Consider the following 11,829-nt stretch of genomic DNA (forward strand, 5'->3'; position numbering starts at 1 on the left):
TCCTTTTGGCCCGCGGCCCGCACGGCTACGCCCGTGCCTCGGCACGCGAGTGCAACCTATTCAGGCTATACCCTGAGAGCCCCAGCGCCACGCCATATCCCGACAGATAGGCGATGAGCACCGCGCCCAGCCCCAGATGCGGAAACAGCTCGGCAATGATCGCGTACTGCAGGGCCGCGGCAAGCGTCCACTTGATCAGCACCACCCGGAACGCCCGCTCCCGGATCAAGATACCCGTCAGCAGCGTATCGATCGCTGCCAGGGCAGCCAGCCAGATGCCGATGGCCAGGATCGGCGCCGCGCCGGTGAAACCCGCACCGAACAGCACGCGGATGATGAACGGCGCCAGCAGCGACGTCACCGCGCATGCGATCGCGATCGCGCCCAGCAGGCCCGCCGCGGTCGTGCGGTCCAGCCGGCCGTCCTCGCGGTGATAGATCAGCCTCGGCATCAGCGTGTTGGTGACGAGAATCACCATGCCGACCGCGGTTTCGACCAGTTGGGCCGCGGCCCCGTAGACACCGAAACCCTGCGGATCCATGCGATGGGGCAGCAGCAGCCGGTCCGCCTTCAGGAACAAGGCGTAGAACAGCAGCCCCCACCAGACCGGCAGCCCCGCGCGCACCAGCGACGACAACTCCGTGGCGGTCCACCGGAACCGGAATGCCCCGTGGGACGCCAGGAACATCGCCGTCACGAGCACGCCGGCGACCAGCGCTTCGATCGGCCAGGCCGCCGCCAGCAGCGGCAGCGGCGGCCTGCCCAGCATCACGATGCACAGCACAAAAATGCCGAGCCGCAGCGCCAGGCCCACCAGGCGGCGCAGCGACACGGGCACATTGTTCAACTGCGCCTGGTACCACGAACTCAGCCCGTTCACGGGCTCGGTGACGGCGATCGAGCCCTGCAGGATCAGCGCGACGACCAGCGTGCCATGCAGCGCGGCCGGCGCGACGACCAGGGCGACGCCGTAGCCCACCAGGATCAGCACGCCGAAAGCGATGCGCGCGACCAGCGCCGACGACAGCGTGACGGACAGCCGCTCCCAATCGCTCGTCGCCTTCAGGCGAGGCAGCAGGACCTCGCCCGGCACGATCAGGCACAGCGCGGACGTCACCGCGAAGATCGACTGCGCGGCCTGCCAGACGCCATACGTCTGCGGCCCGAAGGTGCGCGCGATCACCAGGGTCGCGACCAGCGTCACCCCGATCTGGGCGATCCGCTCGAGCACGACGACGCTCGAATTGGTGAGCGTCCTGACGACACCGGTACGTTGAATGGGCGTTCCTGTCATGTGCACTGTGTCAACGGCAAGGCAACCCCCACCTGTACGACGGTTCCCGGATCCGGTCCGGTCTTCCCGGAAACACCGCCCGCGATGTTTAGCCCGCGCGCCATCCGGCGCCATGCCGGCAGGCAGGCAGCGGCTCGAGACCGGGACGGACGGACGTTCCTCAGTCGAACAAGTCCGCGCTGGCAAACCGCGCGCCGGCGGCATCTTTCGCCGCCAGGACCGGCGTGCCCTGGACCGGCCACTCGATGCCGAGATCCGGGTCGTTCCAGACGATGCTGCGCTCGTGTTCGGCGTACCAGTAGTCGGTGGTCTTGTACAGAAACTCGGCGTGGTCGGAGGTCACGACAAAGCCATGCGCAAACCCTTCCGGCACCCACAGCTGGCGCTTGTTCTCCGCCGACAGCGTCACGCCGACCCACTTGCCGAAGGTCGGCGAGCGCTTGCGCAGATCGACCGCGACATCGAAGACTTCACCGACCGTCACGCGCACCAGCTTTCCCTGCGGATGCTGGATCTGGTAGTGCAAGCCGCGCAGCACATTGCGGGCCGAGCGCGAATGGTTGTCCTGAACGAAGGTCCGCTTGACGCCCGTGACCTGCTCGAAGGCACGCGCGTTGAAGCTCTCGAAGAAGAAGCCCCGGTCGTCGCCAAACACTTTCGGCTCGAGGATCAGGACCTCCGGAATGGCGGTGGGAACGACGTTCAGGTTCATTTGACGGTTTCCGAAATGATGTGCTGCAGATACTGGCCGTAGCCATTCTTGCTCAGCGGCTTGGCCAGCGCGGCAACCTGCTCGGCGCTGATCCAGCGATTGCGGTACGCGATCTCTTCGGGGCAGGCCACCATCAGCCCCTGCCGGTTCTGCAGTGTCGCGATGAACATCGCCGCTTCCAGCAGCGAATCGTGCGTGCCGGTGTCGAGCCAGGCATAGCCGCGGCCCATGATCTCGACGTCGAGCTGGCCCTGCGCCAGGTAGTGCTTGTTGACGTCCGTGATCTCGAGCTCGCCGCGAGCCGACGGCTTGATGTCGGCGGCGATGTCGCACACCTGGTTGTCGTAGAAGTACAGCCCGGTGACGGCGTAGTGCGAACGCGGCTTGGCCGGCTTCTCCTCCAGGGAGAGCGCACGGAAGTTCTGGTCGAACTCGACCACGCCGTAGCGCTCCGGATCGTGGACGTGATAGGCGAAGACGGTGGCGCCCGCCTGCTGCTCGGCCGAACGCGTCAGCTGGGCCACGAGGTCGTGGCCGTGGAAGATGTTGTCGCCGAGGATCAGCGTCGACGGATCGTTGCCGACGAAGTCACGCCCGATGATGAACGCCTGCGCCAGCCCATCCGGCGAAGGCTGCACCGCGTACTGCAGGTTGATCCCCCACTTGCTGCCGTCGCCGAGCATGTCGGTGAAGCGCGGCGTGTCTTCCGGCGTGGAGATGATCAGGATGTCGCGAATCCCCGCCAGCATCAGCGTGGACAGCGGATAGTAGATCATCGGCTTGTCGTACACCGGCAGCAGCTGCTTCGAAACCGAGCGGGTGATCGGATAGAGTCGCGTGCCGGAGCCTCCGGCCAGGATAATGCCTTTACGCATGGCGATTCGTTCAGGAAAAGATCTGGTCCAGCAGGAGATGGACACCCTGCTGCCAGTCCGGCAGGTGGATGCCGAACGTTTCAGTGAGCTTGCCGGTGTCCATGCGGGAGTTGGCGGGCCGCGGCGCGGGCAGCGGATACGCCGTCGCCGGAATGGCTTCGATGCGCTCGGGGTCGACCTTCAGCTCCAGTCCGCGCGCCTTGGCATAGCGCAGCACGGCCGTGGCATAGCCGTGCCAGGTCGTCTCGCCCGCCGCGGCCAGGTGATACAGGCCGCCCGGAAAGGCGGCGCGATCGCCCGACAGCCAGAAGCGCGCGACGATCTGCGCGGTCACGTCGGCGATCAGCGCGGCCGTGGTGGGCGCGCCGAACTGGTCGGCGATCACGCGCAGGCTGTCCCGCTCGCGGCCCAGCTTGAGCATCGTCTTGGCGAAATTGCCGCCGTGCGCGCCGGCCACCCAGCAGGTACGCAGCACCAGCGCCGCCGCGCCCGAGGCAGCGATCGCCTGCTCGCCCGCGAGCTTGCTCTTGCCGTAGACGGACTGCGGGTTGACCGCATCGGTCTCGACGTAGGCGGCGGCCTTGCTGCCGTCGAAAACGTAATCGGTGCTGTAGTGCACCAGCAGGCTGCCCAGCGCGCGGGCTTCCTCGGCCAGGACACCGGCCGCCATGCCGTTGACGGCGAATGCCGTTTCGGCATCGGTCTCGGCCTTGTCGACAGCAGTGTAGGCCGCCGGGTTGACGATCACGTCGGGGCGATGCTCGCGCACCAGCCGGCGCAGCGCATCGGGCCGGGTCAGGTCGCAGGCGGCCCGGTCCAGCGCGATCACCTCGCCCAGGGGCGCCAGGCTGCGGCGCAGCTCAAAGCCGACCTGGCCGTTGCTTCCCGTGACCAGCAGCTTCGGAACAGGGTGCGCCTTATGCTGCATACTGCTTCGCGACCCAGTTCCGGTATTCGCCCGAGACCACGTCCTGCACCCACACCTGATTGTCCAGGTACCACTGGACGGTCTTGCGCAGGCCGGTCTCGAAGGTCTCGGCGGGCTTCCAGCCGAGTTCGCGCTCGAGCTTGCGGGCGTCGATGGCGTAGCGGCGGTCGTGGCCCGGCCGGTCTTTCACGAACGCGATCTGGTCGCGGTAGGAGCCCGTTGCCTTCGGCTTCAGTTCGTCGAGCAGGTCGCACAGCGTGTACACGACCTCGAGGTTGGTCTTCTCGTTCCAGCCGCCGACGTTGTAGGTCTCGCCCAGACGGCCACGCGCAAGCACCTCGCGGATGGCGGCGCAGTGGTCGCCCACGTAGAGCCAGTCGCGCACGTTCTGCCCATCACCGTACACCGGCAGCGGCTTGCCGCTGAGTGCATTGGTGATCATCAGCGGAATCAGCTTTTCCGGGAAATGGTAGGGGCCGTAGTTGTTGGAGCAGTTGGTCGTCAGGACCGGCAGCCCGTAGGTGTGGTGATAAGCGCGCACCAGGTGATCCGAGGCGGCCTTGGATGCCGAGTACGGGCTGTTGGGCGCGTACGGCGTGGTTTCCGAAAATTGCGGATCGGTGGCGCTGAGCGAGCCGAAAACCTCGTCGGTCGAGACGTGCAGGAAGCGGAACGCGGCCTTGGCGTCGGCATCGAGCCCGCCCCAGTAGGCGCGCGCGGCTTCCAGCAGCGTGAAGGTGCCGACGATGTTGGTCTGGATGAATTCGGCCGGGCCGTGGATGGAGCGATCCACGTGGCTCTCCGCGGCGAAGTGGACCACCGCGCGCGGCTTGTGCTGGGCGAACAGGCTGTCGAGCGCCGCACGGTCGCAGATATCCGTCTGGGAGAAGATGTGGCGCGGGTCATGCTCGATGGCGGCCAGCGTCTTGCGATTGCCGGCGTAGGTCAGCTTATCGACGTTGACAACGCCGTCCGCGCCAGGATTGGCCAGCCAGTTCAGGACAAAGTTGCCGCCGATGAAGCCGGCGCCACCGGTTACGAGGATATGGGACAAACGCTCTGCTCCTTGTCGCGCGCCGTTGGCACGCGCCTGGTCCGCTCGGTACGCCCGCGAGGGCGGCGGAATCGTTGAGTATGTTGAGAAGTGGCGTATTCTATCCGACCCCAGGGTAAGCCCTGCCAATACGGTCGATCTTTTTGTAGCGCGTTGTAACAGTTGAGACGCCACCGTCCCAACCCGTTGCAATGAGTGATCCACAACACACATGACAGTCGCGTCGATCCCTCCTCACGCCATCGGCGATCTCCAAGGCTGCTGCTCTCCCCTCCAGACCCTGCTGACCGCACTGCCGGCCAACGCCCCGCTGCGCTTCGTCGGCGACCTGGTCAACCGCGGGCCGGATTCGCTCGGCACGCTGCGACGGGTCATCATGCTGTGCGAGGGCGGACGGGCCCGCGCGGTGTTGGGCAACCACGACATCCACCTGCTGGCGGTCGCCGCCGGCGTGCGCAAGCCGGGCAAGCGGGACACCCTCGACGACATCCTCGGCGCCCCCGACTGCGATGCGCTGATCCACTGGCTGCGGCACCAGCCGCTGGCGATCTTCGAGAACGGTTTCCTGATGGTCCATGCCGGCGTGCTGCCTCAGTGGACGACGGGCGATGTGCTGGAGCTGGCCGGCGCGGTCGAGCGCGAACTGCGCAGCCCGCACTGGAAGACGTTCCTGACCGATGCCTTCGGCAATCAGCCCGCCAAGTGGAGCAGCGATCTTATCGGCATCGACCGCCTGCGACTGACGATCAACGCCCTGACCCGCCTGCGCTTCTGCACGCCGGACGGCGCCATGGAGTTCGAGACCACCGATGCCGACGGCGCGCCGGACGGCCACGTGCCGTGGTTCGACGTCCCCGGCCGCCGCACGCGCGGCACGCCGATCGCCTTCGGCCACTGGTCGACGCGCGGACTAGTGATGCGGGATGACCTGCTGGGCCTGGACACCGGCTGTGTATGGGGCGGCAAGCTGACCGCCGCGCGCATGACGCTGGCCCCGGCCGGCCGCGAGGTGATCCAGGTCGCCTGCGAGCAGGCCCAGGACCCGCTCGCCCACAAGAAGTAGGGCGGAATCCGGCGGGCTACCCGGCCCGCTCCATCAGCATGGCGACAGCCTGGCGGCTGTGCTCGGCCAGCGCACGGCGATCCATTTCCGGGGACACGGCGGACCCGACGAACACCTCTGCCACCAGCGGCGGCCCGTTCAGGATCGCATTGACCGAATCCAGCAGCGACATGTCGCCGATATAGGCGGGAATCGTCGTCAGTTCGCCGGTCGCGGCGATGCGGTAGCGCAGCGCCACCGGACGGATCGGCGCGGCGGCCGTCACCGGCGCCTGGAACAGATTGGCGTGGAAAGGCAGCAGTTGCATCCCGTTGGACGTCGTGCCTTCGGGAAACACACAGATGCTCTCGCCGCCACGCAGCGCATCGGCGATGGCGTGCATGATGCGGTGCGCGTCGCGCTTGCGGGCACGCTCGACGAACAGCACGCCGGTCTGCGCGCACAGCCAGCCGATCACCGGCCAGCTGCGGATTTCCGATTTGGCGACGAAGCGCGGCGAATGCCAGGCATTGATGGCGTAGACGTCGAGCCACGACACGTGGTTGGACACCAACATGGCCCCCGCCAGATCGGCCTGCCCCACCGCCTCGCCATCCACGGCCAGCGTCACGCGGAACAGCGCCAGCAGCCTGCGCGACCAGCGCTGGATCAGCGCGCGCTTGCGCACCGGACCGACCCACCAGAACAGCAGCGCGCAGGTCGCAATGCCCTCGATCAGATGGATGGCCAGGCGCAGCTTGCGCAGCACATGCCTGCGCTGCGCCGGTGCGGCCGCCTCTGCGGGCGCCGCGTCGGCGCGCTGATCAATGCCCGTCATAGGCCAGATGACCGGCAACCAGCGTGGCCCGCACGCGGCCGGCCAGCTCAAAGCCGAGATACGGCGAGTTCTTGCCCTGGCTGCGCAGACTGCGCGGCTCGACCTTCCAGGTGGCGTCCGGATCGAACACGCACACGTCGGCCATCGCCCCCTCTTCCAGCGAGCCGGCCTGCAGGCCCAGCACGCGCGCCGGTTCGCTGGTGATGCGCGCCAGCGCGCGCGGCAGGTCGACCTTGTGCTCCGCCGCCCAGCGCAGCGTCAGCGGCAGCAGGGTTTCGAGGCCGGTCGCACCGGGCGAGGCCTCGGCGAAGGGCAGCAGCTTTTCATCGTCATCCACCGGCGTGTGGTCGGAGCAGATGGCGTCGATGGTGCCGTCGGCCAGCGCGCGCACGATGCCGTCGCGATCGCGGCCGGCCCGCAGCGGCGGCATGAAGCGCATCTGCGAGTTGAAGTAGCCGATGTCGACATCGGTGAGCGAGATATGGTGGACATTGACGTCGCAGGTGACCGGCAGGCCCTCGGCCTTGGCACGGCGCACCAGCTCCAGCCCGGCAGCCGACGACAGGCGGCACAGGTGCACGCGCGCGCCGGTGCTGCGTATCAGTTCGAAGATGGTGTGCAGGCGCACGGTCTCGGCCATCACCGGCACGCCGGCCAGGCCCAGGCGCGAGGCCAGCGGGCCGCTCGCCGCCACGCCGCCCTTGCCCAGGAACGGGTCCTCCGGGCGCAGCCAGACGGTGAAGCCGAAGGTCTGCGCGTATTGCAGCGCACGCATCAGCACCAGCGTGTCGGTCATCGGCGCATCGGCTTGCGAGAAGCCCACGCAGCCGGCTTCGGTCAGCTCGGCCATCTCGGTCAGCACCAGGCCCTTGAGGCCGACCGTCAGCGCGCCCAGCGGATAGACATGCGCCTGGTTCAGGTTGCGGGCGCGGAACTTGAGCATTTCGACCAGGCCGGGCTCGTCAAGCACGGGGTCGGTATCCGGCGGACACACCAGCGAGGTCACGCCACCGGCCATGGCGGCGGCCATCTCCGATTCGAGCGTCGCCTTGTATTCGTAGCCCGGCTCGCGCAGGCGGGCGGACAGGTCGATGAGCCCCGGACAGACGACCAGCCCGGTGGCGTCGATGGTCTTGTTGGCGTGGAAATCCGCTGGCGCGCGGCCGACGCCGACCACCTTGCCCGCGGCGAGGTACAGATCCTGTTGCGCGTCGATGCCGTTGGCCGGGTCGATCAGGCGGCCGCCCTTGATATGCAGTTTCATCGGTCTTCTTAGTCGTTGTTGCCCGCCACGATGCCCATCACCGCCATCCGCACGGCAATGCCGAACGTCACCTGGTTCAAGATCACCGATTGCACGCCGTCGGCCACGGCGGAATCGATCTCCACGCCACGGTTCATCGGGCCCGGGTGCATCACGATGGCATCCGGCTTGGCCAGCGCCAGCCGCTCCTGCGTGAGGCCATACGCCTTGAAATACTCCTGCGCGGACGGCAGCAGCGCGCCGCTCATCCGTTCGTTCTGCAGGCGCAGCATGATGACCGCGTCAACGCCCTTGAGCCCCTCTTCCATGCTGTGGAAGACGCGCACGCCCATGTGCTCCAGACCGCTGGGCAGCAGCGTGCGCGGGCCGATGGCGCGCACCTCGGCGCAGCCCAGCGTGGTCAGCGCATGGATGTCGGAGCGCGCCACCCGCGAGTGCAGGATGTCGCCGACGATCGCCACCGTCAGGTTGGAGAAATCCTTCTTGTAGTGGCGGATGGTGAACATGTCGAGCAGCCCCTGCGTGGGGTGCGCGTGGCGGCCGTCGCCCGCGTTGATCACGTGCACATGCGGCGCGACGTGCTCGGCGATCAGGTACGGCGCGCCCGAGCTGGCGTGGCGCACGACAAACATGTCGGCCTGCATTGCCGACAGGTTGTTGATGGTATCGAGCAGCGACTCGCCCTTGCTGGTGGAGGAGGCGTTGATGTTCAGGTTGATCACATCCGCCGACAGCCGCTTGGCCGCGATCTCGAACGTGGTGCGCGTGCGCGTGGAGTTCTCGAAGAACAGGTTGAACACGCTCTTGCCGCGCAGCAGCGGCACCTTCTTCACCTCGCGGTCGGCATCCGACACGGAGACGAACTGCTTGGCCGTATCGAGGATGTGCGTGAGGATGTCACGCGAGAGCCCCTCGATCGACAGCAGGTGCTTGAGCTCGCCGTTCTTTGTGAGCTGCGGGTTGGCGAAAGTCTTGGTCATGACAGGGGACAAAGGCGGACGGAAGGCGAAGACAAACGAAAGCGGTCAGAGCAGAAGCGGTACGCGATGCCCGGCATCAGGCGGCCTTGGGCTCGCGCGTGAAGGTGAAGCGTGCCGATGCGCCCTCGCCCTCCTGGCGCAGCACCAGCGACTCGTCGGCCGCCAACGCGATGCGCTCGCCGATATAGTCGGGCGCGATGGGCAACTGACGCTCGCCGCGGTCGACCAGCACGGCCAGCTCCACCGCGGCCGGACGGCCGTAGTCGAACAATTCGTTGATGGCGGCACGGATGGTGCGGCCGGTGGCGAGCACATCGTCCACCAGCAGAATGCGGCGCTCTTCCACCTCGAACGGCAGCGTGGTCGGCTGGGCCTGGGCGTGCAGGCCCTTCTTGGCGTAGTCATCGCGATGCAGGGCGACATTGACGATGCCATACTCCCGCAGGCCCAGATCGAGCGCCAGGCGCGCCGCGATCCAGGCGCCCCCGCTGACAATGCCGGCCACCGACCAATCGCCGGCGGGCGTGCCGGCCATCCGCGTACGAAGCTGCGCGACGAGGCTCTGGTAGAGCGCCTCGGCATCGATCTGTTGCGATGTCATGCGTGTGATTCGTCGAAGAATTGTTGGAGGATGATGCGCGCGGCCTCGGCATCGAGCACGTCGTCGGTGGCGCCGGCATCCTGTGCGGCAATCGACGAGTAGCGTTCATCCACCCAGGTGACCGGCAGGCCATAGCGACCATGCAACTGATTGCCGAAACGCTTGGCCAGCTTGATCATCGGCTGGTCCTCGCCTTCCGGATGAACCGGCATGCCGACCACGAAGCCGACCGGCTGCCATGCATTGACCAGCCGCGTGATCTGCGTGAAACGGTACTCGACCGAACGGTTGGGGATGACTTCCAGCGCCCGCGCCGAACGCGTGATGGAGTTGCCCAGCGCCACGCCGATGCGCTTTTCGCCGTAATCGAATGCCAACAGGGTGCCGTGAACGGGCACGGGGGCGGGGGCCGGTCGCGCCGGCTCAGGCATGCCCGGCCTCACCGGAGAGCATGGCGGGATTGATGCCGAGCAGTCTCAGCGCGGCGGCAAAGCGCTCCTCGGCCGGTACATTGAAGATGATCTCGGGATCGGCCTGGACGGTCAGCCAGCCATTGCGGCCGATCTCCTCTTCCAGCTGGCCGGCGCTCCAGCCCGCATAGCCGAGGGTCAGGATGAAGCGTTGTGGTCCGCCACCCCGGGCGACGGCCTCCAGCACATCCTTGGAGGTGGTCATCTCCAGCCCGCCCGGCACCGTCAGCGACGACGAATACGAGCCCATGGCGTCGTGCAGCACAAAGCCACGCTCGGTCTGCACCGGGCCGCCGTAGTAGACAGGCTGTTCGGCAAGGGGATGGATTTCCAGCTTGAGGTCGATCTTGTCGAACAGGGTCGCCAGATCGATATCGATGGGCCGATTGATGACGAGACCGAGCGCACCCCGCTCATTGTGCTCGCACAGGTACACGACCGTACCCGAAAACGTGGGATCCGCCATGCCGGGCATAGCGATCAGGAACTGATTCGTGAGATTGATGGGTGCGTCCGGCGAGGCCATGAGGCTAGTTTACCAAAAGCCCCCGGCGGGTGGCCTTTTCATTTGGTGGAAGTCGGCCCCCGGATGTAATTTTTTGTGAAGGCTCACGCACCCATGGCCGCCCCGGCGGGATGAACCGGCGTGCTATCCAGGGCCACCAGGTCGTCGCTCTCCAGCCAGCGCCATTGGCCCGGCGCCAGGTCGGCACCTAGCGTCAGGCCGCCGATGGCACTGCGATGCAGCGCGGCGACATGGTTGCCGGCGGCCGCCACCATCCGCTTGACCTGATGGTATTTTCCCTGCGTGAGCGCCATGCGCAGGTGGCAGGCATCCGCCCGCTCGGCCCAGGCGGCCGCCACCGGCACATCTTCGTCTTCCAGCAGCACACCCTGGCACAGTTGGGTGACCTGCGCGTCCGTCACGGGCTCGGCGGTGGTGATCTCGTACACCTTCGGTACCTGGTGGCGAGGGCTGGTCAGCGTGTGGACGAACTGGCCATCGTCGGTCAGCAGCAGCAGGCCCGTGGTGTCCTGGTCGAGACGGCCGACGCACTGCACGCCGCGTTCGCGCAAAGGCACCGGCAGCAGCGTGTAGACGCTGGGATGGTGGCGCGGCTTCTGCGAGCACTCGAAACCCGTGGGCTTGTGGAGCATCAGGTAGGCACGCGCGTGGTAGGCCCAGCGTTCGCCGTCGACGTCCAGCACGAGGCCCGCGGTGTCGACCTGGGCATCGGGGTCCTCGGCCTCGACGCCGTTGACGTGGACCAGGCCGGCGAACACCAGGTCCTTGCAGTAGCGGCGCGTGCCGAACCCCTGGGATTGCAAGATGCGGTAGAGCGGCAGGCGGGCGGAAGAAGCGGTCATGGCAACAACGGATGGAGATAGGATGCGGCGCGGATTGTGCAATACGCTCGGCCGGCCACCAGGCGTTCGGTCATGCCGCGTCCATCGCTCGCCAAGCCCTCACCTGCCACGCAAACGCGCGCCGATCGCATCGGCGCGCATTTCCGGCGCGGGCGGGTCGGGTTCCGGCGCGATCTGCGGCACATCGACCACGCAGCGCTGCATTATGCCTTGCGTCATTGCCGCGAGGTCCGCTATGCGTTCATATTCGAACGTGAGTTCATCGATCCGCTGCCGGTACGTGAGCCGCCGCGCGACGCGCCCGCCGGGATCGGGCGGACGCCCCGCGCCCTGAGGATTGAACGTCCGCGCAAATGACAACGGGCCGGTATCAAACCGGCCCGTTGTCATTGCTGCGCGTCGC

At 67.1% G+C, this 11,829-nt stretch carries 14 protein-coding genes; 2 read left to right on the forward strand and 12 right to left on the reverse strand.

Annotated features, from left to right (window positions below; translation table 11 throughout):
- Window positions 1–25: 25 nt before the first annotated feature.
- The 5 genes from GO999_RS13155 to rfbB form a co-directional block, all read right to left on the reverse strand.
- Complete coding sequence (locus GO999_RS13155; protein ID WP_165591579.1) at window positions 26–1,294, reverse strand: lipopolysaccharide biosynthesis protein; 1,269 nt, start codon at window positions 1,292–1,294, stop codon at window positions 26–28.
- Between the two features lie 160 nt (window positions 1,295–1,454).
- Window positions 1,455–2,006 carry a dTDP-4-dehydrorhamnose 3,5-epimerase gene (gene rfbC / locus GO999_RS13160; protein WP_011000640.1) on the reverse strand — a complete coding sequence of 184 codons (552 nt, stop codon included), beginning with the start codon at window positions 2,004–2,006 and terminating at the stop codon, window positions 1,455–1,457.
- Window positions 2,003–2,881, reverse strand: a complete 879-nt coding sequence (gene rfbA / locus GO999_RS13165) for a glucose-1-phosphate thymidylyltransferase RfbA (RefSeq protein WP_011000639.1) — start codon at window positions 2,879–2,881, stop codon at window positions 2,003–2,005. Before rfbA ends, rfbC begins: the two co-directional genes overlap by 4 nt.
- A 10-nt stretch (window positions 2,882–2,891) precedes the next feature.
- A complete protein-coding gene (rfbD, locus tag GO999_RS13170) occupies window positions 2,892–3,809 on the reverse strand; it encodes a dTDP-4-dehydrorhamnose reductase (protein ID WP_016727105.1) in 918 nt (305 codons plus the stop codon).
- Window positions 3,799–4,863, reverse strand: coding sequence for a dTDP-glucose 4,6-dehydratase (gene rfbB / locus GO999_RS13175; RefSeq protein ID WP_016723438.1), 1,065 nt, complete (start codon window positions 4,861–4,863; stop codon window positions 3,799–3,801). The genes rfbD and rfbB overlap by 11 nt, the downstream gene beginning before the upstream one ends.
- A gap of 211 nt (window positions 4,864–5,074) precedes the next feature.
- On the opposite strand from rfbB, the gene GO999_RS13180 reads away from it, so the two are divergent.
- Complete coding sequence (locus tag GO999_RS13180) at window positions 5,075–5,926, forward strand: symmetrical bis(5'-nucleosyl)-tetraphosphatase (RefSeq protein ID WP_028860261.1); 852 nt, start codon at window positions 5,075–5,077, stop codon at window positions 5,924–5,926.
- A 16-nt stretch (window positions 5,927–5,942) separates the two neighbouring features.
- Here the strand turns inward: GO999_RS13180 and GO999_RS13185 are convergent, their stop codons facing one another.
- From GO999_RS13185 to GO999_RS13215, 7 genes are all read right to left on the reverse strand, one after another.
- A complete protein-coding gene (locus GO999_RS13185; RefSeq protein WP_211906297.1) occupies window positions 5,943–6,743 on the reverse strand; it encodes a lysophospholipid acyltransferase family protein in 801 nt (266 codons plus the stop codon).
- Complete coding sequence (locus GO999_RS13190) at window positions 6,730–8,007, reverse strand: dihydroorotase (protein WP_011000634.1); 1,278 nt, start codon at window positions 8,005–8,007, stop codon at window positions 6,730–6,732. The genes GO999_RS13185 and GO999_RS13190 overlap by 14 nt, the downstream gene beginning before the upstream one ends.
- An 8-nt stretch (window positions 8,008–8,015) precedes the next feature.
- On the reverse strand, window positions 8,016–8,987 hold the full coding sequence (locus GO999_RS13195) for an aspartate carbamoyltransferase catalytic subunit (RefSeq protein ID WP_011000633.1): 972 nt from the start codon (window positions 8,985–8,987) through the stop codon (window positions 8,016–8,018).
- A 76-nt stretch (window positions 8,988–9,063) separates the two neighbouring features.
- Entirely contained in the window at window positions 9,064–9,588 is a 525-nt protein-coding gene (gene pyrR, locus GO999_RS13200; RefSeq protein WP_019717636.1) for a bifunctional pyr operon transcriptional regulator/uracil phosphoribosyltransferase PyrR, read from the reverse strand.
- The gene (gene ruvX, locus GO999_RS13205; RefSeq protein ID WP_011000631.1) at window positions 9,585–10,019 is read right to left on the reverse strand and encodes a Holliday junction resolvase RuvX; all 435 of its coding nucleotides are present in this window, start codon (window positions 10,017–10,019) and stop codon (window positions 9,585–9,587) included. Before ruvX ends, pyrR begins: the two co-directional genes overlap by 4 nt.
- Window positions 10,012–10,584 carry a YqgE/AlgH family protein gene (locus GO999_RS13210; RefSeq protein ID WP_011000630.1) on the reverse strand — a complete coding sequence of 191 codons (573 nt, stop codon included), beginning with the start codon at window positions 10,582–10,584 and terminating at the stop codon, window positions 10,012–10,014. The genes ruvX and GO999_RS13210 overlap by 8 nt, the downstream gene beginning before the upstream one ends.
- Before the next feature lie 83 nt (window positions 10,585–10,667).
- Window positions 10,668–11,426 carry a pseudouridine synthase gene (locus GO999_RS13215; protein ID WP_211906298.1) on the reverse strand — a complete coding sequence of 253 codons (759 nt, stop codon included), beginning with the start codon at window positions 11,424–11,426 and terminating at the stop codon, window positions 10,668–10,670.
- A 72-nt stretch (window positions 11,427–11,498) separates the two neighbouring features.
- Here GO999_RS13215 and GO999_RS13220 point away from each other — a divergent pair, with 72 nt between their 5' ends.
- Window positions 11,499–11,783, forward strand: coding sequence for a hypothetical protein (locus tag GO999_RS13220; protein WP_043876547.1), 285 nt, complete (start codon window positions 11,499–11,501; stop codon window positions 11,781–11,783).
- Window positions 11,784–11,829: the final 46 nt, after the last annotated feature.

Origin of the sequence: Ralstonia nicotianae, assembly GCF_018243235.1 — a bacterium.
In the GTDB taxonomy this organism is placed as follows: Bacteria; Pseudomonadota; Gammaproteobacteria; order Burkholderiales; family Burkholderiaceae; genus Ralstonia; species Ralstonia nicotianae.

Bases quoted from the DNA above. Each gene is read 5' to 3' on its own strand.
- GO999_RS13155 (WP_165591579.1), bottom strand. From the start codon at position 1,294: ATGACAGGAACGCCCATTCAACGTACCGGTGTCGTCAGGACGCTCACC.
- rfbC (WP_011000640.1), bottom strand. From the start codon at position 2,006: ATGAACCTGAACGTCGTTCCCACCGCCATTCCGGAGGTCCTGATCCTC.
- rfbA (WP_011000639.1), bottom strand. From the start codon at position 2,881: ATGCGTAAAGGCATTATCCTGGCCGGAGGCTCCGGCACGCGACTCTAT.
- rfbD (WP_016727105.1), bottom strand. From the start codon at position 3,809: ATGCAGCATAAGGCGCACCCTGTTCCGAAGCTGCTGGTCACGGGAAGC.
- GO999_RS13180 (WP_028860261.1), top strand. From the start codon at position 5,075: ATGACAGTCGCGTCGATCCCTCCTCACGCCATCGGCGATCTCCAAGGC.
- GO999_RS13185 (WP_211906297.1), bottom strand. From the start codon at position 6,743: ATGACGGGCATTGATCAGCGCGCCGACGCGGCGCCCGCAGAGGCGGCC.
- GO999_RS13190 (WP_011000634.1), bottom strand. From the start codon at position 8,007: ATGAAACTGCATATCAAGGGCGGCCGCCTGATCGACCCGGCCAACGGC.
- GO999_RS13195 (WP_011000633.1), bottom strand. From the start codon at position 8,987: ATGACCAAGACTTTCGCCAACCCGCAGCTCACAAAGAACGGCGAGCTC.
- pyrR (WP_019717636.1), bottom strand. From the start codon at position 9,588: ATGACATCGCAACAGATCGATGCCGAGGCGCTCTACCAGAGCCTCGTC.
- ruvX (WP_011000631.1), bottom strand. From the start codon at position 10,019: ATGCCTGAGCCGGCGCGACCGGCCCCCGCCCCCGTGCCCGTTCACGGC.
- GO999_RS13210 (WP_011000630.1), bottom strand. From the start codon at position 10,584: ATGGCCTCGCCGGACGCACCCATCAATCTCACGAATCAGTTCCTGATC.
- GO999_RS13215 (WP_211906298.1), bottom strand. From the start codon at position 11,426: ATGACCGCTTCTTCCGCCCGCCTGCCGCTCTACCGCATCTTGCAATCC.
- GO999_RS13220 (WP_043876547.1), top strand. From the start codon at position 11,499: ATGCCGCGTCCATCGCTCGCCAAGCCCTCACCTGCCACGCAAACGCGC.